The 24,702-nt window shown below is 36.6% G+C and carries 16 protein-coding genes; 7 read left to right on the top strand and 9 right to left on the bottom strand.

What is annotated here, in order from left to right:
• Positions 1 to 107 precede the first annotated feature (107 nt).
• The 7 genes from B0I22_RS00535 to folE all read right to left on the bottom strand — a co-directional run bounded on the left by B0I22_RS00535 (position 108) and on the right by folE (position 8,964).
• Positions 108 to 1,040: a hypothetical protein gene (locus B0I22_RS00535; protein ID WP_185145330.1), complete on the bottom strand. Its 933-nt coding sequence runs from the start codon at positions 1,038 to 1,040 to the stop codon at positions 108 to 110.
• 438 nt (positions 1,041 to 1,478) lie between these two features.
• On the bottom strand, positions 1,479 to 4,133 hold the full coding sequence (locus B0I22_RS00530) for a 4-alpha-glucanotransferase (protein ID WP_133942663.1): 2,655 nt from the start codon (positions 4,131 to 4,133) through the stop codon (positions 1,479 to 1,481).
• Between the two features lie 71 nt (positions 4,134 to 4,204).
• Positions 4,205 to 4,936, bottom strand: a complete 732-nt coding sequence (locus B0I22_RS00525; RefSeq protein WP_133942662.1) for a carboxypeptidase regulatory-like domain-containing protein — start codon at positions 4,934 to 4,936, stop codon at positions 4,205 to 4,207.
• A 100-nt stretch (positions 4,937 to 5,036) separates the two neighbouring features.
• Positions 5,037 to 6,188 (bottom strand): T9SS type A sorting domain-containing protein, encoded by a 1,152-nt coding sequence (locus tag B0I22_RS00520; protein ID WP_133942661.1) that lies wholly within the window; start codon positions 6,186 to 6,188, stop codon positions 5,037 to 5,039.
• A 118-nt stretch (positions 6,189 to 6,306) separates the two neighbouring features.
• On the bottom strand, positions 6,307 to 7,788 hold the full coding sequence (gene cysS / locus B0I22_RS00515; RefSeq protein ID WP_133942660.1) for a cysteine--tRNA ligase: 1,482 nt from the start codon (positions 7,786 to 7,788) through the stop codon (positions 6,307 to 6,309).
• A 103-nt stretch (positions 7,789 to 7,891) separates the two neighbouring features.
• Positions 7,892 to 8,296 carry a hypothetical protein gene (locus B0I22_RS00510; RefSeq protein WP_133942659.1) on the bottom strand — a complete coding sequence of 135 codons (405 nt, stop codon included), beginning with the start codon at positions 8,294 to 8,296 and terminating at the stop codon, positions 7,892 to 7,894.
• A gap of 2 nt (positions 8,297 to 8,298) precedes the next feature.
• A complete protein-coding gene (gene folE / locus B0I22_RS00505) occupies positions 8,299 to 8,964 on the bottom strand; it encodes a GTP cyclohydrolase I FolE (RefSeq protein ID WP_133942658.1) in 666 nt (221 codons plus the stop codon).
• 181 nt (positions 8,965 to 9,145) lie between these two features.
• On the opposite strand from folE, the gene B0I22_RS00500 reads away from it, so the two are divergent.
• Genes B0I22_RS00500 through pyk form a run of 5 tightly spaced genes read left to right on the top strand, consistent with a single transcriptional unit; the run spans position 9,146 to position 13,323 of the window.
• A complete protein-coding gene (locus B0I22_RS00500; RefSeq protein WP_002976354.1) occupies positions 9,146 to 9,385 on the top strand; it encodes an acyl carrier protein in 240 nt (79 codons plus the stop codon).
• Positions 9,386 to 9,409: 24 nt separating this feature from the next.
• Positions 9,410 to 10,657: a beta-ketoacyl-ACP synthase II gene (gene fabF / locus B0I22_RS00495; protein WP_133942657.1), complete on the top strand. Its 1,248-nt coding sequence runs from the start codon at positions 9,410 to 9,412 to the stop codon at positions 10,655 to 10,657.
• Between the two features lie 9 nt (positions 10,658 to 10,666).
• Complete coding sequence (rnc, locus tag B0I22_RS00490; protein ID WP_133942656.1) at positions 10,667 to 11,437, top strand: ribonuclease III; 771 nt, start codon at positions 10,667 to 10,669, stop codon at positions 11,435 to 11,437.
• Entirely contained in the window at positions 11,412 to 11,885 is a 474-nt protein-coding gene (locus tag B0I22_RS00485; RefSeq protein ID WP_133942655.1) for an IPExxxVDY family protein, read from the top strand. The genes rnc and B0I22_RS00485 overlap by 26 nt, the downstream gene beginning before the upstream one ends.
• Complete coding sequence (gene pyk, locus B0I22_RS00480) at positions 11,878 to 13,323, top strand: pyruvate kinase (RefSeq protein ID WP_133942654.1); 1,446 nt, start codon at positions 11,878 to 11,880, stop codon at positions 13,321 to 13,323. Before B0I22_RS00485 ends, pyk begins: the two co-directional genes overlap by 8 nt.
• Before the next feature lie 76 nt (positions 13,324 to 13,399).
• On the opposite strand, the gene B0I22_RS00475 is transcribed toward pyk, so the two are convergent.
• On the bottom strand, positions 13,400 to 15,472 hold the full coding sequence (locus B0I22_RS00475; RefSeq protein ID WP_166668146.1) for a S8/S53 family peptidase: 2,073 nt from the start codon (positions 15,470 to 15,472) through the stop codon (positions 13,400 to 13,402).
• A gap of 167 nt (positions 15,473 to 15,639) precedes the next feature.
• Between B0I22_RS00475 and dnaE the strand changes: the two genes are divergently transcribed.
• Both dnaE and B0I22_RS00465 read left to right on the top strand, forming a co-directional pair.
• The gene (gene dnaE, locus B0I22_RS00470) at positions 15,640 to 20,289 is read left to right on the top strand and encodes a DNA polymerase III subunit alpha (protein WP_133942652.1); all 4,650 of its coding nucleotides are present in this window, start codon (positions 15,640 to 15,642) and stop codon (positions 20,287 to 20,289) included.
• Positions 20,290 to 20,626: 337 nt separating this feature from the next.
• On the top strand, positions 20,627 to 22,189 hold the full coding sequence (locus tag B0I22_RS00465) for a T9SS type A sorting domain-containing protein (RefSeq protein ID WP_133942651.1): 1,563 nt from the start codon (positions 20,627 to 20,629) through the stop codon (positions 22,187 to 22,189).
• A 420-nt stretch (positions 22,190 to 22,609) separates the two neighbouring features.
• On the opposite strand, the gene B0I22_RS00460 is transcribed toward B0I22_RS00465, so the two are convergent.
• Positions 22,610 to 24,634, bottom strand: a complete 2,025-nt coding sequence (locus B0I22_RS00460; RefSeq protein ID WP_133942650.1) for a M13 family metallopeptidase — start codon at positions 24,632 to 24,634, stop codon at positions 22,610 to 22,612.
• Positions 24,635 to 24,702 lie beyond the last annotated feature (68 nt).

Here is a 24,702-nt window from a genome sequence, read left to right as displayed (position 1 = left end):
TTTAAATTGATTTTTAATATTAATAAATTCTATCTGTTTGTTTGATGTTTGATAAATAATAAAGTTAATTTGACAAATTATAAAATTTTGTTAAATTCCAAATCAACTTATCTTGAAGTGAATCTCATTCCAGAGCTTCTGCTTCCGTTGTCAGATTTTGGAGACGCATTTCTTTGTCCGCCATTGCTTCTGTTTTCAATTTTTCTCTCAGAATTTTGATTTTGTCTGATGCCATTATTCTGATTTCTCGTTCCTTCATTTCTAATTGGAGCAGATTGCGTTCTGATATTTTCATTACCATTTCTGGTTCCGCCTTGATTTCTGATTCCGGAATTATTTTCAGTTCTCATTCCACCAATTTGAGAAGAATTTCTTGTTCCGTCGATGTTTTTTCCATTGGCACCACTTCTTATAGGTTGCGTACGGATTCCATCATTTCTGTTGGTCTCTATCATATTTTGGTTTCTGCCAATGGTTCTGAAACCTTCCTTGAAATTCCCTTTATTGACTTTGTAAACATTGATATTCACATTTCTATAAACTGGTCTCACCTGATATCTTCTTCCATAGAAATTCACATTTCGGTTTCTGTAAAATACAAATGGACTCGCGCCTCGGAAATAAACATTTTGATAGACTACGAAAATCCTTGGCCCCAAAATATTTTGCAAAGCATAGAATCTGTCATAATACCATCTGTCCGGATTCCATCTGTAATAAGAACTCCAAGCATTGTAAGAAGCAAATCTATTGTTTAGCATCATAATTTGCTCTATCTGAAACGGACTCAAACGATGTTGCATAAAAAACCAATCCCAATTCACATTGTAAACCGCTTTTCTGTAGTCATTGTAATAACCTTGATAATATTGGTCTGGATAATAATCCGTTGGATAGTTGTAATAATAATCCTCAGGATAATCGTAAGAATTATCATAATATTCATATCCGTTGTATTCGTTTGGATAAGTATCGTAGTAATCTTGAGCAGAAATTAATCCTCCAAAAATTATAGCTAGGGTAAAAAATATCTTTTTCATTTCTTTAAATTTTATTTAATTAAGAAAATTCATTTTTCTCTAATGAAACTTTCTACCTTTTGGATATTGGATAAGAATAAAAGTTAAAGTCTGCCGAATTAATATTTTTAAAATCAATGATGAAATTGAGATTAATGATTGATTATCAATGACATTATTTTTAATGCAAAAAGAAAACCCCTTCAGAGTTTGAAACTCTGAAGGGGTTTGTATATAAACTTTGTCAAAGATTTGAAACTTTGGCTTTCGCCGAATCTTTGATTTGAAAAAAAATGTTTGGATGACAAAACCCATAGCCCCGATTGCAGTGGAAATCCTTTATTGCTTGCACTCCAATGAATACTTATGACAAATGGTAAAGCAAAAAAGATTGCAACGGAAAGCGGGATTTAGCTCCTAATAAACTTTGTCAAAGATTAAAACTTTGACAAAGTGGGATTAATATCTTCCGCTCGCTTCTATCCAGCCAGCAATTTTCTGATTGAAATCTTTTTGCTCTTTCAAATCTTCCAATTTCAAATGCATTCTGTAACGCCAATAATGTGGAAAAACTGCAGGATTGTTGATTCTTTCTTCATCCATATTTGGATTCATCAAGTTGTCATCTGTCGCCAAAAATTCTTGAATTGGGAAAATCGCCAACATCGCTTCTGTGAAAAGATGCTGTTTCATAATCATTTCCGACAAATCTGGCGTCAAATCCCAAGGCGCAGTTCCATATTGTCCCAATTGTTGGTTGAAATATTTCTGAGTCAGGTTTCTGTCCTCGTGCCACCATTGTCTCAAGGTAGAACTGTCGTGGGAAGAAGCCGTAACTACATTTAAATAACTGGCATTTTTCGGGTCGTAAAACGGAATATTATCGGAAGGCATTCTTTGAACCTTCAAAGCAGTGATTGCCAATTTATCCATCACCACAGGCACAGAATCTGGAACCAAACCAAGGTCTTCACCACAAATCAACATCGTAGTGGAATTCAACAAAGCTGGTAATTTTTCCATCGCTTTCTGGTACCAAAGTCCGTCCTGACGTTTGAAGAAGTAATCGTTGTACACATCGCTCAACTTCGCTTTTTCCCAATCTGGCAAATACTTGTAAGATGTCGTTTTAGCAATATTAAATCTTGGATGATAAACAATTCCATTCTCCGTTTCCTCAGTTAAGAATAAGACGTTTCCAGCTAAAGAAATCAGTTTTTCTTCTGCCCAATCCCATTTTTCCTTTTTGAAATAATCGGTTAATTTTCTCTGCGTATCAAATTCCGGTTTGAAAGTGTAAGTTCCATTAAAATGGTTATCAAAGAAATGATTCTGAACTTTCTCTTTCGATTCTCCAAAATTCTCCCAAAGAATCGGTTCATTCACAAATGGTTTCACATAGCGGTCAAAGCTAAAAGGAATCTGTCTGTCAGAAAACTCTCTCTCCGTCACAGGAACAGCCGGATAAAAATAACCCAACAGACCTTGCGTGGCAGAAATCGGCATTCTCCAAATTCTAAAGAATCCAAGAATGTGGTCGATTCTCATTGCATCAAAATATTGTTCCAAAACTTTGAAACGCTTTTTCCACCATTGGTAATCGTCGGCTTTCATCACTTCCCAATTGTAGGTCGGGAATTCCCAATTTTGACCTAGGTCTGAGAATTGATCTGGCGGTGCGCCTGCTTGGAAATCCATTCCGAAAAGTTCGGGCTCCGTCCAAGCTTCTACGGAATATCTGTAGATTCCAATTGGCAAATCGCCCTTCACCGAAAGTCCTAGTTGATGCAAATATTCCACAGCGTCCTGCAATTGCAAATGCAACTGATACTGAACCCAAGCGTGAAGCATTATCGTAGCATACTCCTTATGTTTAGGCGCATAAAGTGTCGCCACTTTTCCAGCAACAAATTTCTTATGGGTTTTCCAATCGTTGAAATTTGGCGTTTTATATTTGTCTCGTAAAACACAAAATGCGGAATAAGGCATCAGCCATTCTTCGTTATCCTTAATGAATTTCTTGAAGTTTTTATCCTTCAAAATCGCTTCTTGATTTTCCTCAAAAACAGCTGTTGCAAATTTCCATTTTCCGGAAATCATTTGCTCGTAATCGATTAAATTTAAAGCATTTAATTCCGCTTTTTTATCTTGATATTCTTTTACTAATTTTTTCGGTAAAGCATATTCCAATTTTTCAATCGAAAGATATTGAGGATGAAGCGCATAAACCGAAATCGCTGCGTATGGATAAGAATCGGTCCAAGTATAATTCGCAGTTGTATCATTAATTGGTAAAATCTGAATTACGGAAAGCTTTGCATCATTTGCCCAATCGCCTAATTTTTTAATATCAGAAAACTCGCCAACACCGAAACCATCTTCCGTTCTCAAAGAGAAAACAGGAACGGCAACGCCCGCAGAATGCCAAAGTGTTTCATTATTAAATTTGAAATAATGATCAGCTTTTACATACAAAATATCCTTATTTGGGTTTCCGAAAACCCAACGGTTGTCGCCAGGTTCCAGAGAAACAATTTGTCCTGAGGTTTTATCCTTGATGGCATATTTGTAAAGCACCGTTTGGTGAGATTTGATTTCCACCCCAGCTTCCCAAACGCCGTAATCTGTTTCTTTGAGTTCTACTGCATTTTCCGGACTCCAATTTCCCAAAGCATCTACATTTCCAATGACAACCAATTGCCAATTTGGATTGTAAAGTGGCGCTTCTATGCGGAAAAGGTGCGAATGTTTTTTCACAACAGCCAATTTTGCAGGCTTGAAACCTTGCAAACGGTTGTGTAGGATTTTGTTGGTCAAATAATTTTCCGGGAAATTCTTGAGATTCCACTGATCGAAAATCACAAATTCTTTGAAGCTGTTTGGAAGATCGAGTTTGTGGGTTGGGATTTCCTCATCCAAAACCACATTTTCTTCGTTCAATAAAAGATATTTGTACTGAATTGATTTTGAGAAATAATCAATTTCTGCAGTCCAGTTGTTATTTTCGGAATAGGTCAAGTTGTAGTCGCGGTGGTCGTTTTTCTCGTCGTAGAGGCGTAAAACGAGCCGTTGGCCAACTTTTGTTCCAAAGTTAACATTAAAGTATAGTTTCATTTATTAAGGTCTATTAATATTGATGCAATTTAATGATTTATTGAATTATAAATAATATTCTTGTGAAAAAATCATTTTTGTGCAATTCTTTCCAAGTAGTCCTTAATATTATTATCGAGAGAAATGGTAATTCCGCCTAGGTTTTTGGCTTTCATATACATCAAAACTTTCTCGTCTCGCAAAGAAAATATTAGAAAATCATTAAATCTTTCGGGCGCGATTCCAGCATCAGAAAAATATTCCAAATCTACGTTGTTCCTAATCCAAGCCAGTCCTTCCTGCAAATCTTCATATTTATAAAGTCTTTTCAATCTTCTGGATTTTCCACTAAGGACATCATAAATTGCTTGAATTTTAATTGTTGGTGGTATTCCAATTAACGGCATCAAAATATCATTAACTGCTTCTGCCGGTTTTTCGCGCGGTTTTTCCGGTCCTTTTGGCAACCCGATAGATTTTCTGAGTTCTTCTTTTTTTGCTTCTGCGACTCTTTTATTTTCAATCTTGACTTCTTCAATTTCCATCGGGATTTTGGACAATCGAACTGTTATATTTAGATTGTTGCTGACAATAACTTTCTCACGTTCGTAGTTTTCTTTCACAAATCTGATTTCGTCGCCAGGTTTTGCATTGATGGAAAACTCACCGAGCTCATTGCTCCAAACCTTTTGGTCGGAACTCATATTGACAACCAAAGTCTTTGGAAGACGCGCAGAATCATCCGTCACCACAATTCCGGAAAGCGTCTGAGAATAGATTGATATGGAAATCAAAAGAAAATAAAGGAATAGAAATTTCTTCAAATGGTCTTAATTTTCCTCAAAAATAGTTTTTTATTGAAACAAAAAAATACGGTTTAACTTTCGTTAACCGTATTTGTAAATAATTAAGATTAAAATTGAACTACTTCACAATAATCTTCTTAGAAATAATCGTTTTTCCATTTTCAGATTCTACATTTACAAGATAAACGCCGGAAACTAATTTTCCTAATTCGATTCTGTTTTCAGAATTGGAAATATTAGTAATAGTTTGATTGGAAACCAAATTCCCGGAAGCATTATAAACTTTGATATTAGCATTTCCTTTCTGAGACTTTGCAAGTTTTACATTCACAAAACCTTCGGAAACTTTTGTAGGATAGATGTCGTTTTTATCAATATTAATCAATTGCTTGTTGCTTCTTAAAACGTAAGGACTTCCCAAATCATAGATTGGCATATTGATGTTCGCAGTCATTGGTTCCGCTTGCAGAGTTTCTAATTTCAAGGTATGTAAAACGCCACCTTTTGCGCTTGCCAAAATTATTTTTCCTTCGCCATTAACTGCAACACCGTTGGTGGAAAAACTTTCCGGAAGACCTTTCATTTTGCCAAGGAATTTCGCCTTCATCTCATTAATATTAAATTTGAAGACATTTCCCTTCGCTGAAAAAATGTAGAAATTGTTGTTATCATCCGCAATCATATCGCCTCCGAACCCAGTTTGCATTTTGCTCAGCTGATTGTCTCCGTTTCCGGAATCATCTGTCACAATTCCCAAATCTTCAACTGTATATTTTCCGTTTTTACTAGAAATTTTCAAAAGTTGTGAACCGGAATTTGAAAGCGTATAAATATTGCCGTCATTCCCTATTGTCATTCTGGAAAACTGAGAACCTGCATCGCAAGCAGTTGGATTGGAAAGTTTATTTTCCAATAAAGTAATTTCCTTGGTCTTCGAATCCAAAACGTAAATATTGGGAGAATACATCGGCATATAAAACAACTTTCCGTTTCCATCTACAGCCAAAGTTGCGATTTGACTTGCTTGTGCGTTGGCGAAGGACTTTTTATCTTCAGAGATTTCCTTATTTAATTTGCTGGAATAAACTTTGGGTTGGTCGTTGCCAGACAAAAGAATATTTTCGGTGATGCCTTTTTTGGAATCTAATACGCGGAAATCTTGGAAAATAATGTTCGCAGATTCTTTTCCTGTGAGTGCAAAAATATCTTGTTGCGCAAAAGAACTTGCTCCGACAAACAATAAAATTAAAGTGGATAGAGATTTTTTCATAGTCTAAGTATTTTTAATTATTGACACTAAGTTAAGTATTTTTGAAACACAACAATCATATCCACAAAAAAACCTTTCGATTTTTACGAAAGGTTTAAATATTTATTATTTTAATAAATTAATTCAAAACGTAAGTTGTTCCGTCTCGTCCGTCTTTCAACTCAATTCCTTTTTCAAGAAGTTGGTCACGGATTTGGTCAGACAAGTCCCAATTTTTAGATTTTCTAGCTTGATTTCTCAAATCAATTAAAACCTGTAAAGTCTGGTCAAGTTTATCATTATTGGATTCTTCAATCGTTTCCAATCCTAAAACTTCGAAAACAATTGCGTTTAAGAATAGTTTTAAATCTTCATAATCTTCTGTAGAAATACTTTCTTTACCCAATTTTGAAGCCGAAATAAACTTCACAGCTTCGAACAAATGAGAAATCAAAATCGGACTATTGAAATCATCAGTCAAAGCTTCTAAAACTTTTTCTTTCCAATCAGAATATTTGAAATTTGAAGTTTGAGATTCGAAATTATTATTAATTATTAATTCTTCATTATTAATTATTTTCACAGCTTCCATCAATCTGTTAAAGCCTTTTTCACTCGCCAGCATTGCATCATTGGAAATATCCAAAACACTTCTGTAATGCGCCTGCAAAAAGCAGAATCTCAACACACTCGGATGAAAAGCTTTTTCAAAGAAATCATTATTTCCAGTGATTAATTCCATTGGAAGAATGTAATTTCCAGTTGATTTGCTCATTCTTTGTCCGTTCATTGTCAGCATATTGGCGTGCATCCAATATTTTACAGGTTCTACGCCGTTGCAAGCTTTTCCTTGAGCGATTTCACATTCGTGGTGCGGGAATTTCAAGTCCATTCCGCCACCGTGAATATCGAATTGGTCGCCCAAATATTTCGTACTCATCGCTGTACATTCTAGGTGCCAACCAGGGAAACCTTCTCCCCAAGGCGATGGCCACTTCATAATATGTTCCGGCGATGCTTTTTTCCAAAGGGCAAAATCTTGTGGATTTTTCTTCTCAAATTGTCCATCCAAATCTCTGGTGTTAGCGAATAATTCCTCAATATTTCTTCTGGAAAGTTCTCCGTAATTAAGTCCTCTAGCATTGTATTCCAAAACATCAAAATAGACAGAACCGTTGCTTTCATAAGCAAAACCTTTTTCAATTAAATCTTTCGCAAGTTCCAATTGTTCGATGATGTGCCCCGTTGCAGTCGGCTCAATCGTAGGCGGAAGCAAGTTGAACTTCTTCAAAACCTCGTGAAAATCGACGGTGTACTTTTGTACGATTTCCATCGGCTCCAGTTTTTCTAATCTGGATTGCTTGATGAATCTGTCGTTATTGATATCGCCATCGTCCGTCAAATGTCCTGCATCGGTGATATTTCTGACATAACGAACCTTATAACCCAGAAACTTTAGACTTCTGTAAATGAAATCGAAGGACAAAAAAGTTCTCACATTCCCCAAATGCACATTGCTGTAAACCGTTGGTCCACAAACGTACATCCCGATATTACCTTCTAAGATTGGTTTGAAAACTTCTTTTTCGCCTGAAAGCGAGTTGTATATTTTTAGTTGCATTGTTTTTATTAATGATAAATTATAATTGATAAATGATTAGATTTTTGACGTGCAAAATCAGCAACAGATAATTGTTGTGATGAAAATTTGATGCGTCAGTTTTTTATATTTTATCATTTCTCAAATGTTTTTTCTTAAAATAAGTATCGTAGATTAATAATATTAAAAGCAATGTTAAGATAACTTTTTCGACTGAAGATTTATTATTCCATTCTAAAACCAGACAAATTGTTAGCAACACAGGGTAAAACCAAACTAATTTCTGACATAAAACATCTACGGATTTAACAAATCTCTCAGGTAAGCTATTTCTAACACTTGATACAATTAATTGGAAAATCAAACCAATAATTGTAAGTATCATAAATATTAAAATCAGCAAAGACAAACCTTTGCCTATTTGAGATATTTGATCAAAATTTAAAATAACGAAAATAAATAAAACCGCTATGAGAAATGGTTTTAGAAATCTATCCCAGCTTTCAATCAAAAATCTTTTCCTATCCATTATTAATCAAATTTAGCGTGACTTCCTACATAATGCAGAAACTCTTGCCTCGTAATTGGATTGGTTCGGAAAATCCCACTCAATTCTGCAGTAATCGTTGAACTTGTAGTGTCTTTTATCCCACGACAATTGACGCAAAGGTGTTTTGCATCTATGATGCACGCGACATTATTTGTTCCTAAAGCTTCTTTCAAAGCGTCAACAATCTGCATCGTCAATCGTTCCTGAACTTGCGGACGTTTTGCGTAATAATCTACGATCCTATTGATCTTTGACAAACCAATCACTTCCCCACTGGAAATGTAGGCCACGTGCGCTTTTCCGATGATTGGCAGAAAATGATGCTCGCAGAACGAATAGACCGTAATATCCTTCTCCACCAGCATCTGGCGATATTTATATTGATTTTTGAATGTCGAAATCCCAGGTTTATTTTCCGGAAGCAATCCTCCAAAAATTTCTTTTACATACATTTTCGCGACACGCTTCGGAGAATCTTTAAGGGAATCATCAGTCATATCAAGACCTAAAGTCTGCATAATCTCGCCAAAAAGCCCTTCTATCTTCTTAATTTTTTCGTCAGTATTCAGATCAAAAGCGTCTGGTCTGAGAGGCGTGTGATCTTTTCCTGTAAACAGATCATCATCATTGTCAGGAATGTGTTCCATAATATCATTGGTAATAAGAAGCAAAAATAAACAAAAAATAGATAGTCTGCCGAGACAAAATCTAAAGATTTGATTATAAAAAGGATAGATTTAGAAAGTGTCTAAAAAACTAAAAAAAAATTGAAATGATTTGATTTTTTATATATTTGCACCAAATTAACATAATTAAAAATAAAATACTATGTCAGACATTGCATCAAGAGTAAAAGCTATCATCGCTGATAAGCTTGACGTTGAAGAAACAGAAGTGACTCCAGAAGCTAGCTTCACAAACGATTTGGGAGCTGATTCTTTGGATACTGTTGAACTTATCATGGAATTCGAAAAAGAATTCAACATTCAGATTCCAGATGATCAAGCAGAGAAAATTACAACTGTTGGTCACGCTATCGCTTACATCGAAGAAGTTGTAAATAAATAATATTTATTCAAGACAAAAAAATTTATGGAATTAAAGAGAGTAGTTGTAACCGGCTTCGGCGCTATTACACCGATTGGAAATAACGCAAAGGAATACTGGGAAAGCCTTAAAATAGGAGCAAGTGGCGCTGCCCCGATTACTCTTTTTGATTCCACTAATTTTAAAACCAAGTTCGCCAGTGAGGTGAAAAACTTTGACCCTCTTAATTATTTCGATAAAAAAGAGGCGAAAAAGATGGATAGAAATTCTCAGTTCGGTCAAATTGCCGCAAGAGAAGCTATCGCTCACGGACGACTTATTGAAGACAATGTCGATAAAAATCGCGTTGGTGTGATCTGGGGATCAGGAATCGGCGGACTGGAAACTTTTGAAACAGAAGTTTTAGGTTTTGCAGAATCCAAAGGTATTCCGAGATTCAACCCTTTCTTTATTCCAAAAATGATTGCGGACATTACGCCAGGAAATATTTCAATTGAATATGGTTTCCACGGGCCTAATTACACAACCGTTTCTGCTTGTGCTTCTTCTGCCAATGCTTTGATTGATGCTAAAATGCTTATTAACTTAGGCAAAGCGGACGTTATTGTTTGTGGAGGATCTGAAGCTGCTGTTACAGCGAGCGGAATGGGAGGTTTCAACGCAATGCACGCACTTTCTACAAGAAACGATGATCCAAAAACGGCTTCAAGACCTTTTGACAAAGACAGAGATGGATTTGTATTGGGCGAAGGCGCAGGATGCATCATCCTTGAAGAATACGAACACGCAAAAAAACGAGGTGCAACAATCTATGCAGAATTAGCTGGTGGCGGAATGAGTGCTGATGCACATCACATGACAGCTCCACACCCTGAAGGACTTGGTGCTTATCTGGTAATGAAAAATTGCTTGGAAGATGCCGGTGTAACTGCCGATGAAGTAGACCATATCAACATGCATGGTACATCTACTCCACTGGGAGACATCGCAGAATCTAACGCGATTGCAAAATTATTTGGAGAACACGCTTTCAACATTCAGATCAATTCTACAAAATCAATGACAGGTCACCTTTTAGGAGCGGCCGGCGTTATTGAGGCCATTGCTGCATTGCACGCCATTATCCACGGTATTGTTCCACCAACAATCAACCACTTTACTGATGATGAAAACATTGATCCAAGATTGAATTTTACATTCAATACTGCGGTTGAAAAAGAAGTTAACATCGCTATGAGTAATACTTTTGGTTTTGGAGGTCACAACGCTTGCGTTCTTTTCAAAAAAATATAATTTGTTTTTATGGAGTTGAAAAGTTATTTTTCAAAACTACTTCCTAAAAACAGAGCACCAAAACTTTCGGAAAAAGATATTCTTTTTCGCAAAAACATTTCAAATATCGTAGGATATAACATCCACAATTTGGAAATCTTTAAAGAAGCATTTTCATTAAAGTCTTCTTCAAAAAGTACGAATAAAAAAAATTACGAACGTCTTGAGTTTTTAGGGGATTCTGTTTTAGGAACCATTATTTCTTGTCATCTTTTTCAAACCTACCCGAATGAAAACGAGGGTTTTCTTACGCAGATGAAATCCAAAATTGTGAACAGGAAAAACCTCAACAAACTGGGTGAAGACCTCAAATTGAGTAGTCTTTTGCAGGAAGATACGAGCCAAACTATTCTTAGCGAAAACATCTCCGGAAATCTTTTAGAAGCTTTGATTGGCGCCATCTATCTGGATATTGATTATGAATTTTGCAAGAAAATTGTTTTGGACAGGATTCTTACACCATCCACCATTAATAAGCTGGAAAACAAAATCATCAGTTACAAAGGGCTTCTTTTGGAATGGAGTCAGAAAAAAAAGATTCCTATCAAATATGAAACTTGCGAAGAAATCCAGCCCAACAAGGCTACCGTTTTCCGTTGTCATGTTTGGTTGCATCAAGATAAAATTGCCAACGCGGTAGAAACATCCAAAAAGAAAGCCGAAGAAAAAGCTGCACAAAGAGCTTTTTATGTTCTAAGTAAAAAGGAAAATATTATTGAAAATCAAAAAACAATATCTTAAGCTAGAGGAAGATCTGTCGGAGATCGATGTAGGATTGATTAGGCTTGCGAAACCAATCCCAGAGCACGAATTGTTTTTTAACATCAATGAAATCAATATTTTCAAATTTACCAGAGTACAGGACGTTCAAATCAAAGGGGAATATTTTGACCATTATTTCTCCCGATATCAGGCATACGACAGTTCTTCAAAAAACTGTTTTAATTTTATTTCCAACAAATCGATTCGGTCTGTGCAAAAAAAAGAGCAACACATGCTTTTTTCAGATGAATCAAATATTAAATTTTTACTAAATCTGCATCAAGATGTGGATTACATCCTAAGTAATTCCGATATGTTTGCGGAATTTTCATTAATTTTGCTTCCGGAAAATTTCGTATTCCAAATTCAGGAATATTCTTTAAGTTCTGAAACGGAACTTTATCAATTAATTCAATATTATGAATAAAAATCTTAAGAAAACAAAAATAATTGCAACGCTTGGTCCAGCTTCTTCCAGCAAGGAAACGATGATCCAAATGATCCAGGCTGGCGTAGATGTATTTAGAATAAACTTCTCACACGCGGACTATGAATTGGTACTGAAAAATGTAAACATCATCCGTGAGATCAACAAAGAATATGGCTACTCTGTATCAATTTTGGGAGATCTTCAAGGTCCAAAACTGAGAGTTGGTGTTGTAAAAGAAGGATCTTTCCTTAATCCTGGAGACATTCTTACTTTTACCAATGAAAAAATGGAAGGCGATGCAACAAAAGTTTATATGACTTATGAAAAATTCCCTCAAGATGTAAAAGTTGGTGAGAGAATTTTGATTGATGATGGAAAACTTGTTTTCGAAGTTATTGAAACGAACAATGTTGACACTGTAAGAGCTAAAACCATCCAAGGCGGACCATTGAGTTCTAAAAAAGGGGTGAATCTTCCTAACACAGAGGTTTCTCTTCCGGCTTTGACAGAGAAAGATATTGAGGATGCCAACTTTATGTTGGATAATGAGTTTGACTGGATTGCTTTGTCTTTCGTACGTCACGCTCAAGATATCATCGATCTAAAAGATTTGATGGCAAAACATCCTAATAATAAACAAAAAACACCAATCATCGCTAAGATTGAAAAACCAGAAGGTGTAAAAAACATCGATCAAATTTTGATGGAATGTGACTGTCTGATGGTTGCCAGAGGAGATCTAGGTGTGGAAGTTCCAATGGAGCAAGTGCCTGTAATCCAGAAAAATTTGGTGAATAAAGCGAGACTTTACGCAAAACCTGTTATCATTGCTACTCAAATGATGGAGACAATGATTACGAGCTTGACGCCTACAAGAGCGGAAGTGAATGACGTTGCGAACTCCGTTTTGGATGGTGCTGACGCTGTGATGCTTTCTGGAGAAACTTCTGTTGGAAAATATCCGGTAGATGTAATCAGAAATATGGCAAAAATTGTAAAGAATATCGAGAAAACTGCGCTTTACGAAAAACTAAACCACGTAATCGAAGAAAAAATCAATTGTGTGGATGAGCGTTTCATCACAGATAAAATTTGTCGTTCTGCCGTGGATGTTGCGAAATCAACTGGTGCAGAAGCTATCGTCACTTTGACTTCTTCTGGATACACAGCGTTCCAAATCTCGGCTCACAGACCGTCTTCTCACATTATTGTTTTCAGTAACAACAAACGTGTGATTACGATGCTGAATCTTCTTTGGGGCGTGAGAGCATATTATTATGATATGGAAAAATCGACTGACGAAACTGTAATCCAAGTGAATATGTTGACGCATAATTATGGATTTGTAGAGCAAGGTGATTTTGTGATCAACCTGAATGCTATGCCAGTTCACAATGGTGGAAAAACCAATACATTGAGATTATCTACGATTTAAGTTCGTAATTAATTAATATAATAAAGCCATCGAGATATTTCGATGGCTTTATTGTTTTTGCTGAAGTTCAAAGAAATTATTCTTTGATAATTTTCTTAGAAACCGTTCCAGTTTTTGTTTTTACTAATAACATATAAACAGCACTTGGAAATTTATTCAAATTAATGGATTGAGATTTTGAAGTCTTGTAATTTTCAAGGATCATTTTTCCATTCATATCAAACAGAGCAATTCTTTCTATGTCATTTGGTGAAGTAATATTGATGATATCTTTGGTTTTTGTAGGATAGATTTTGATTTCATTTTTATCAAAAGCTGAACTTGCCAAAGTCACTTTTTTAGTTCCAGTCGCCACCCAAGCAAAATCTTGATCTGCCGAGTTCCCTTCTTGATTGACTAAAGTTCCTTTATTCGTAACAATCAATTTATAGATTCCATCTGCTACAGGGTTATCAATCACGACCTGCTCTACATTATCAACCAAATTATCTCCTTTTGTAGCATTTGCGTTTGGATTGCTAATATCCAATTTCCAAGGATAATAAACTGTTCCAGAACTTACTTCCACCACTCTCAAATCCAAATCATTTACAATTCTAGAAGCGTGATTACTTTGCATATTTACATCATCTAAGAAAGGAGCAATTGCAGGATCTATCCATGATATACTTACTTTCAAGGGTTCATTTCCTCCTGTTGCTTTGATTTCTTTCTCAAACGAAGTTCCAGAGATGAGCGTTTTTCTTTCGAGGTAAGAATTTTCTTCAGATTTATTAATCAAAACCTGAGCTGCTTTTTTTCCATCTACCAATCCCCAACCGTACCAAACATCTGGGCCGGGTCTTCCCGCTTCGTTAGCAGTGTGTGTCAATAAAGCTTTCATCTCATCTGCCCTAAAAATATAGCCAGCATTTCCGGAAAGATTTCTTTCAATCTGCGTCAATGCTCCAGCAATTCCAGAGACAATTGGCGTTGCGAATGACGTCCCAAATGTTGATGTGTATGACGTTGTATTAGCCACTGATAAATAACTTGCCATCACCATACCCACTCCAACAGCTGTAAGATCTGGTTTTACGGCGCCATCTTTTCTAGGGCCAGCACTACTGAAACTCCCTTTTTCAACATCTAAAGAATTTGTATATTTTTGTCCCGCAGTTGTCAACTGATTGACTGCTCCGACGGTGATAATATTTTTTGCCAAAGATCCGAAACCAATACAATTGTAACCAAGGCTACAGTTGAGTTCTGGAATAACATCTCCGTTTTCAAAAGGCACATAAGCATTATCTTTATACTTAAATTTTAGTTCTGATCCTGTTGGACCTCCTCCGTAATAATTTCCCGTAGATTTTACAATAATCTGATTAGGTTGAGCATAGACTATCTCATCAAATTTCTGATCATTTGTGTAGTAAACTCCAGAATATGTATCTTTCGTATTAAGATCATAATTACCATACCAATACCACCCGACCGCAGGATAGGTAGAATTAGTTGTATTTATATACATCCATCCAACATTTGTCCCATAGGAATGGTTGGAAATATTAATGTTTGGAATAGAAACAAGTTTCGTAAAATTGTCTCCTAGTGTCGTTGATGCAAAACGATAAGTTTCAGTAGTTGCATTCGTCAAAACTCCTTTAGCATTTGCTTTAGGGTAGCTTATTCCGCCGATTACAAAATTTCCCGTTGCAGATCCATTTCCCAGCAAAACACTGTTTACGCTTGTGGCGTGCGTATTTCTGGTTGTAGTTGCAACATCACTATAAGTTACTCTGCCTCCAAACTGTTCGTGAGTTTCGTGAGGTCTACCACCGTCAAAAACAGTAATTTTGATTCCATTTCCATTGACAGGAAAACCTGAAACAGAACCACTTTGTAACTCATCTATATTGGACGTTGCATTAGCGCCTGTCTCTTCTGTAGTATAAAAATAAGGCATTTCTCCAACGAAACCAGCCAAATTACTTTTCAGACTGTCATTTTCTTGAGCAGTATATTTACCCGATTTTGCTAAGAGAGAATCAAACTTCTTTCTATTTTCTAAGCTCTGTTTCTCAAATTTTTCTTTTAGTTTAAGATTCTGTGCATTAGAAAAATAAAAAGAAAATAACATCCCAACACTTAGTACAACTTTTTTCATCTGAAAACTTTTTGCAAAGATAAGCATTGCAATAAAACGAATTTCTATTTTAATAATTCTTCAATTGATTTAATTATTTATAAGTCTGAATATTTAACAAAATCTGATTTCCGAAGCATTTTATTTGTCTTATTAAAACCTTAACTTTACGCAAAATTACAATGTAGATGTACTTAGTTTTCGATACAGAAACCACTGGTTTACCAAAAAATTTCAACGCACCGCTCTCAGATTCAGACAACTGGCCAAGAATGGTTCAGATCGCCTGGCAGATCCACGATGACAACGGAAACCTGATAGAAAACCAAGATTACATCATCAAACCAGAAGGTTATGACATCCCGTTCAACGCTGCGAGAATCCACGGAATTACTACGAAAATAGCTAATGAAGAAGGAAGAGATCTGGAAGAAATCTTAATAGAATTTTCCAAAGCTTTGGAAAACGTGAGGGTCGTTTCCGGACACAATGTGGAGTTCGATTACAACATCGTTGGAGCAGAATTTTTCAGGAAAAACATTAAAGATAATCTTCAGGAAAAACCAAGAGCCGACACGATGATTCTGGGAACAGATTATTGTCAGTTGGCTGGCGGACGAGGTGGAAAATTCAAATCACCAAAACTGGAGGAACTCTACGAAAAGCTGTACGGACACAAGTTTGATGAAGCGCACAACGCGGCAGCCGATGTGAACGCAACCGCTCAAGTTTTCTTCGAAATGATGAGAATCGGCGTGATTCCAACGGATGTTTTGAAGATCAATGAAGCTCAGTTAAAAGAATTTCAAACTCACAATCCCAATCCGATAAAACCTTTTGGAATCGTCATCAGAAGGCAGGTTGCGAGTTTTAACAACAAGAAAAAACAATCCGATGTCGGCAGCATTGATGACATCGACCTTGGAAAATATTTCAACTTCGACAATCACAGTGTTTTCTCTACTTTGACGGCGACGACCAATATCAATGACCTCATCAAAAAAGCGACGGACGAGAATTATGCCGCTGTCGGGATTGTGGACATTGGCAATATGATGGGCGCGTTCAAATTTGTTTCTGCGGTTGAAGACACCAATTCCGGAAGAATTAAGAAGCATAAAGAATATCTGGCTAAAAAACAGGAAGCCGAGGAAAATGGAGAACCGTTCAATGAAGAAGAACCGACTACAGACCAACTGATTCCAATTGTTGGCTGTGAGTTTTTCATTTCGAATCGATACGAACAAAAACAATTTACCAAAGATGATCCGGACAGACGGACGCAGATGGTTTTGCTGGCAAAGGATTTCAATGGTTATAAAAATTTGATCAAACTTTCAAGTATTGGTTTTCAGAAAGGTTTCTATTTTGGCGTTCCGAGGATCAGCAGAGAATTGATCGCTCAATATAAAGAAGGATTGATTGCTTTAACTTCCGGAATCAACGGCGATATTCCAAATACAATCCTAAATATCGGAGAACAAAAAGGTGAAGAACTGTTCCAGTGGTGGAAAGAGGAATTTGGAGATGATTTTTATGTTCAGATCCAGAATCACAATTTGCCCGAGGAAGAACATTTGAATGAAGTTCTGCTTCAATTTGCTGATAAATATAATGTTAAAATTTTAGCTCAAAACGAAACGTATTACACCAATAAAGACGATGCAAATATCCAAGACATTTTGGGTTGCATCAAAGATGGAGAAAAGCAATCAACGCCGATTGGGAAAGGTTTCGGCAAGAGAAAAGGTCTGACTACAAATGAATATTACATCAAAAATCAAGATGAATTAAAACAAGCTTTCCTTAATTATCCAGACGCTTTCGAAGCTTACGAGGAATTTTTGGCTAAGTTCAAACCATACACTTTGAAGCGTGATGTTTTGCTTCCGAAATTTGATATCCCAGAAGAGTTTATCGACCCGGAAGATGAAGCTGACGGCGGGAAACGTGGTGAGATGGCTTATCTGCGACATCTCACCTATGAAGGTGCGAAAAAACGATATGCAGTCATTACGCCTGAAATTCAGGAGCGATTGGACTTTGAGCTGGAAGTTATTGCCAACACGGGTTATCCAGGATATTTCCTGATTGTTCAGGATTTTTGTAACGAGGCTCGTAATATGGGCGTTTCGGTTGGACCTGGTCGTGGTTCGGCTGCTGGATCGGCAGTTGCTTATTGTATTAAAATTACGAATGTTGACCCCATAAAATACGATCTCCTTTTTGAGAGATTCCTAAATCCGGAAAGGGTCTCAATGCCCGATATTGATATCGATTTTGATGATGAAGGACGTGATAAAGTCATCAAATGGGTGGTTGAGAAATATGGTCAGGAACAAGTGGCGCAAATTATCACTTATTCTGTTTTAGGAGGAAAATCGGCGATTAAAGATGCTGGTCGAGTTCTCGATCTATCAATTCCAGAAACGAATATGATTGCGAAACTCATTCCACCAAGTCCGGGAATGAACATTGCGAAAGCGCTTTCAAAATATGACAAACTTAAGCCGGAAGATCAGCAATTGGTTGATGAAATGAAATTCATCCTTTCAAACTCAGATGATTCCAGATTCTCGGTTTTGGAAAGCGCCAAGAAAATGGAAGGTTGCATCCGTAATACCGGAATTCACGCTTGTGGTGTGATTATTACACCGGAACCTGTGAGCAATTTGGTTCCGATCACGATTGCGGCGAAAGATGCGGATATTTTGGTTTCCCAATTCGATAACTCGGTGGCGGAAAATGCGGGTCTGTTGAAGATGGATTTCCTTGGATTAAGGACTTTGACCATTATCAAAGATGCGGTAAAACTCGTAAAAGAACGTCATGGCATCGATATTGATCCGGATGAAATTCCGTTGGATGACGCAAAAACTTATCAATTATTTAAGGAAGGGAGAACAATCGGGATTTTCCAATACGAGAGTCCGGGAATGCAGAAATATATGCGTGAACTGAAACCAACGGTTTTCGCCGACCTGATCGCGATGAACGCGCTTTATCGTCCAGGTCCTATCAAATATATTCCGAATTTCATTAATAGAAAACACGGAACTGAGGAAATTATTTATGACCTCGAAGAGACAAAAGAATATCTCGAAGAAACTTACGGAATTACAGTTTATCAGGAGCAGGTAATGCTTTTGTCTCAGAAACTAGCCAACTTTACCAAAGGTGAAGCCGATACTTTGAGAAAAGCGATGGGTAAAAAACAGATCGAGGTCCTTAATAAAATGTATCCAAAATTCATAGAAGGTGGCAGAAAAAACAACCTTGATGAAGAGCGATTAGAGAAGATATGGAATGACTGGAAAGCCTTTGCAGAGTACGCTTTCAACAAATCCCACTCGACTTGTTATGCTTGGATCGCTTATCAAACCGCTTACTTAAAAGCCAATTATCCTGCAGAATATATGGCGAGCGTGATGAGTAATAACATTAACAATACCGCTTCTATCACAATGTTTATGGAGGATTGTAAAGGAATTGGCGTGGATGTTTTAGGGCCGGATGTGAATGAATCTCAGTACAAGTTCTCCGTTAATGAAAAAGGGCAAATCCGTTTTGGATTAGGCGCTATCAAAGGAATTGGAGAAGGCCCGAGTGAGGCGATTGCCACCATTAGACAAAACGGAAGATATAAAAACGTCTATGATTTCTTTGAGAGAATTCCGCCTTCGCAAGTGAACAAAAGGGTTGCGGAAAGTTTGGTGACCGCTGGAGCGTTTGACGAATTGGATACTTATCATCGGGGACAATACTTTGACATCGATGCTTCCGGGAAAACGAATATTGAAAGACTTTCGCGTTACGGACAGAGTTTCCAGGACAGCAAAAATGAAATGGATAATTCTCTGTTCGCAGATTTCGCCGATGAAGTTCAGATCGAGCAACCTAAACTTTTGCCTTGTGCTGAATGGCCGAATATGCATAAACTTAATAAAGAGAAGGAAATTATCGGATTCTATTTGTCGGCGCATCCTTTGGACGAGTTCAAATATCAGTTCAAATTTATGCAAGGTGTTCTCTCCAAGAAAGCAATTCTTGATGAAAAGAAAGATGATATTCCAGTTTTGGATGAAGTGATCCCGATTTTGGAAACTGACAATACGCCCGACGAAGAAGTTCCTGACATTTTGGTCTCTGACGAAGTTGGTTTGGAAGATGAGATTATTGAAGAATCTGGAAAGAAAGCAGAACCAAAAGGTAATTTCAATTTCCTTAACCTTGATGAAGTTGAAGCATTCAAAGATTTAGCATTTCCTCCAAAAGCACCGGAACTTTTTGAAGAAAAGAAAAGCTGGAAAGACAAAATGAATGAAAAAGATAATACCAAAGAATACACCGTTGCTGGTTTGATCACAGAATATCGTGTGGCAGATGGTTTCAGAAGTGGAGAAAAGGTTGCTTTCGTTTTATTGGAGGACTACACAGGCTCCTACTCTTTCCGATTGGGTGACAGAGATTATATGCGATTGAAGGACAAATTGGAAGTTCAGCGTTTTGTCATTATGAAACTGAAATTTTCGCAAGGAAAAGATGGACGTGTTTTCGTCAACGTGAATGATGTTTTGGAGTTGAAAGAAGCCTTTGACAAGTTTGCCCGAAGCTTATCAATCGTTGTTCCTCTTGATTCTTTACGCAAAACCGATATCGAATTCTTTAAAGAAAAGATTATTGAAAATCACGGTGAACAGAAGTTGAATTTCTTTATCAAAAATCCGGAAGACGAATCTGTTTTGGAAGTTGTAAGTATGAAACATCATATTAATATTAATGAGGATCTGTTGGAAGTGATTCACTCTATTAATAATTATGAGGTTTTCTTGAATTAGATCATAATATCACATTTTAAGAATAAAAAGAAGTTATTGTAAAATAGCTTCTTTTTTTTAACCAATTTTGAATATTTTAATCAGTTTGAATACCGAACATATAACCATTAAATTCACAAACAATAGAAATCAAATTAATTTACAATATTTATACTTAAGTACTAAGATTAGAAACAAAAAAAACACCAAAATCAATTTAATATATTTTAATAATAAATTTATTCTTAAATATAGTAAATAATACACAATGAAATAATTTTATATAAAATATATTATTTTCCTTTTTAATTAAAATAATATTTATTACATTTGGTGAATTAATATAAATTAAATAATTATGAAGAAATTTTTACTATCGTGCGCTTTAGCACTTGTTGGGATTGGCGCAAATGCACAATTTACAGCTAATTATAATTTTAGCGATTTGGCCGCACCAGGCGTTACGTGGTTTGGCGCTGGGGGACCGAGCACATTAGCGTGCAGTGCTCCACAATCATTTTTTAATCGCTTTAATACCACTTATGGCCAGACTGGTGGTCCAGTTTTAGATTTTTCTGAATGGGCAGGAGGACAAACTAACAATGGGAATAAAATAGATGCTTCTATTAAGTTTAGAAAAGCAGCTGGATTCGTAGGAACAATGAACCTTGTTTATGCCGAATATCAACCACTCACAGACAATTGGAGCATTACACCTTTTGCTCAAGTTGCTGTTGCAAACGCTGCAATTACTACTTGTCAAACACTTACAGGAACTATACCTGCAGGAACTTTAGATCCTGCCAAAATTTATGCAATTGGGGGATATTTCCAAAGAACAGGCGCTACAACTGAAGTGGATTTTATGTTTGACGACTTAGTTGTAACACAAGAAACTACTGTAGCTCCTGGATGTACAACAATATCATCTCCTTTACAAAATGCAGTTGTGAATACAGGAAGCCAAACAATTACATGGAATACTGCTGCTGGGGCAACTGGCTATAAGCTAACAGTAGGAACAACTTCTGGTGGATCCGACGTTTACAATAGTACAGTTACAACAACCTCTCAGGCCGTTGCTTTACCTGGCGTAGGGACAACTTATTATGCAAAAGTAATTCCTACAAATGCTAGTGGAGACGCTTTAGGTTGTACTGAAATAAGTTTCAAAACTTGTGATGGATCATCAACTGTTGTTACTACCACATTTGAAGAAAAATTTAATCTTTCTTCATTACCTTCTTGCTGGTCAAATCAAGCAACCTCTGGGGCTGCTGTATGGACGTTCGTTGCTTCAAACGGAAACGCGACTATAACTCCAAAATCAACTCCATACATGGCTGAATTTAGAACTACATCAGCTGGTAACAAAGCAAGATTAATCACTGCTCCTTTGGATATTACTGCAATTCCTTATCCTGCACTTAAATTTAATTATGCCAATGTAAATTGGGCTGGTGATATAGATGAATTGAGAGTTTATTATAAAACTTCAGCAGCTGGTGCGTGGACTCAGTTAGGAACTAATTACACTACTGAAAATACCACATGGAAAGAAATCACATTAGCTTTACCTAACAAATCAGCAACATATTACATTGCATTTGAAGGTACTTCAAATTGGGCAAGAGGTATAAATTTAGATGATATTTCAATATACAATGATGCAACTATGGCAGTTTCAGACATCAACAAAGTAAATATCTCTGTTTATCCAAATCCATTCACAGATGTTCTTAATATCTCTGATGTGAAAGGTGTGAAATCTGTTTCTGTAAATGATATTTCTGGTAGAGAAGTTAAATCTCTTGCGCCATCTGCAGAACTTAACCTTTCTAGCCTGAAAGCTGGTCTTTACATCGTCAACCTTAAAATGGAAGACGGAAGCGTAAAAACTTTCAAAGCTATCAAAAAGTAATTCTTTAGAATTATAATTAATACCAAGCCCGCTTCGTTGTTCAACGAGGCGGGTTTTTTATTTGCCGTGCTTTTAAATCAATTCATTTGTGTGACTACGAATCGATGTATTTTTTTTAGATTCGGTTTGTTGTAATCTTCTCAATAGCAATTTATTTAAAAAAACTCACTTGATGTCTATCAATGACACACGTGCCATGCCTCAACCTCACGTGTGCCGTGTGAACAAAACACGCGTGTTGTTTTTAAATCAATATACTACCAATATTAAAATTGTATTAGCAGATAGAATTCGAATCTTTATAAAAATCAAAAAGCTTTGGCTAGAATCTGAATCCAGAAATAACATACAGCCAAAATTTAAACACAAAAAAAGTCCTGCGAAATTCACAGGACTTTGTTGTTTTATATTGATTTTCTATTACCAGATTTTTACTCTTTCTTCTGGTTTTTTGTAAAGCTTGTCGCCTTCTTTCACATCAAATGCTTTATAGAAAGCCTCGGTATTTACCAAAGGTCCAAAACTTCTGAAGAAGCCTGGCGAGTGCGGATCTGTTTTCACTTGGTTGGTCAAATACTTTTCTGTAGATAATGTTCTCCAAACTGTTGCCCAGCTTAGGAAGAATCTTTGTTCTGGGGAGTAACCATCAATTTTTCCTGGATTTCCTTTATCTTTAAGATACATTTGCAAAGCATCATAAGCGATATTAACCCCGCCAAGATCGGCAATATTCTCACCATTGGTGAATGTTCCGTTGACCTTCACATCTTTCACAGGTTCATATTTGTCATATTGTGCCGCTAGACTTTTGGTTGCCTTTTCGAAGTTGGCTTTATCTTCTGCTGTCCACCAGTCGGTAAGGTTTCCATCGCCATCAAACTGCGCTCCACTGTCATCAAAACCGTGCGTCATCTCGTGCCCAATTACCGCTCCGATTCCTCCAAAATTAACGGCTGCATCTGCATCCGCATTGAAAAACGGAGGTTGTAGAATGGCTGCCGGGAAAACGATTTCGTTGTTCACAGGATTGTAATAAGCATTTACCGTTTGAGGAGACATTCCCCACTCTGCTTTATCCACCGGTTTTCCTATCTTCTCCAGCTCTTTATTATATCTCCAGTTAGAAACGCTCACCAAATTGGAATAAAGTGTTCCGCCATCTTTTTCGGATTTCAAAGTCATTTTAGAATAATCTTTCCAAGTGTCTGGATAAGCGATTTTTACAGTGAATTTGTTCAATTTATCCAAAGCTTTTACTTTCGTCACAGATGACATCCAAGTCAATCCGTTGATGTGAACAGCAAAACTTTTCTTTAGATAATCTACATAAGTCAACATCTGCGCTTTTGCCTGAGGCGTAAAGTATTTCTCAACGTAAACTTTTCCAAAAGCTTCTCCCACGACGCCATTAATCAAACCTAAAGCTCTCTTGTTCAAAGCTCTCTGTTCTTTTTGACCTTGTAGATACTTGCTGTAGAAATCAAATTTCATATCATCCAGCTTCTGACTTAGATAACCTGCACTGCCGGAAACTAAATTAAACTTGATATAATCCTTGATCAAAGGAATATTCTTCTCTGTTAGGAAAGTGTCCAGATTCTTATAATATCCCAATTCTCCAATGATTACTTTGTCGGTTTTCACGCCCACATTTGCAAGATATTTTGGTAAATCTACATTCTTCACCAAAGCTCTTAGTTCGGGAAGTGTTTTTGGATTGTATTGTAAATTTGAATCACGGATTTGCTCATTCGTCAATAGTGTTTTTGCCATTTTCTTTTCGAAATCGACAATTTGAGCTGCCACAGAAGCGGCATCTTTGTAACCTAACTCGGTAAGAACTTGCGCCACGTATTTTTTGTACTCCTCAATCGTTTCTGTGTTCTTCGGCGAATCTTTTTGGTAGTAATCTCTGCCTAAGCCCAGTGAAGCATCGCCTAAATAAACAGCATTCATCTTTGAGTTTTTCAAATCGCCGTACACGCCCCATCCGTAGAAAGGATTATCGCTTCTTTTGGTTGCATCGTCCAGATATTTTTGCAAATCTGCCAGATTTTTGATCGCATCCACTTTTGCAAGATCCGCTTTGATAGGATTAAGACCATCTGCATTACGCTTGTTCATATCCATATATGTTTCGTACAGCGCTTGTATCTTTTGTCCTTCAGATCCGTTAGCAAATTTTTCTTTCAGGATATTGTCCAACAATCCCAATGAGTTGTTGTCAGTTGTCTCTCTAAGTTGAGTAAAAGAACCCCAACTTGGCTTATCCGAAGGAATCTTGGCCGTTTTCATCCAAGTTCCGTTCACATAATTATAAAAATCATCTTGCGGGCGTACGGACGTATCCATGTAAGTTAACTCCAAAGCCTGTTGCTTTTGCTGAGCCGAAACAGTAGCAAAGATTGATGTCAGCATCAATACACTAAGTGAAATCTTTTTCATTTCTTGATAATAATATTTTAAGGATAAGTATTAAGAAAATCGAAATTGTTACAATCACATTTTCGCAG

The sequence above is a fragment of the Epilithonimonas xixisoli genome (genome assembly GCF_004365655.1).
Taxonomy (GTDB): domain Bacteria; phylum Bacteroidota; class Bacteroidia; order Flavobacteriales; family Weeksellaceae; genus Epilithonimonas; species Epilithonimonas xixisoli.
This window is presented reverse-complemented; position numbering and strand designations above follow the sequence as displayed.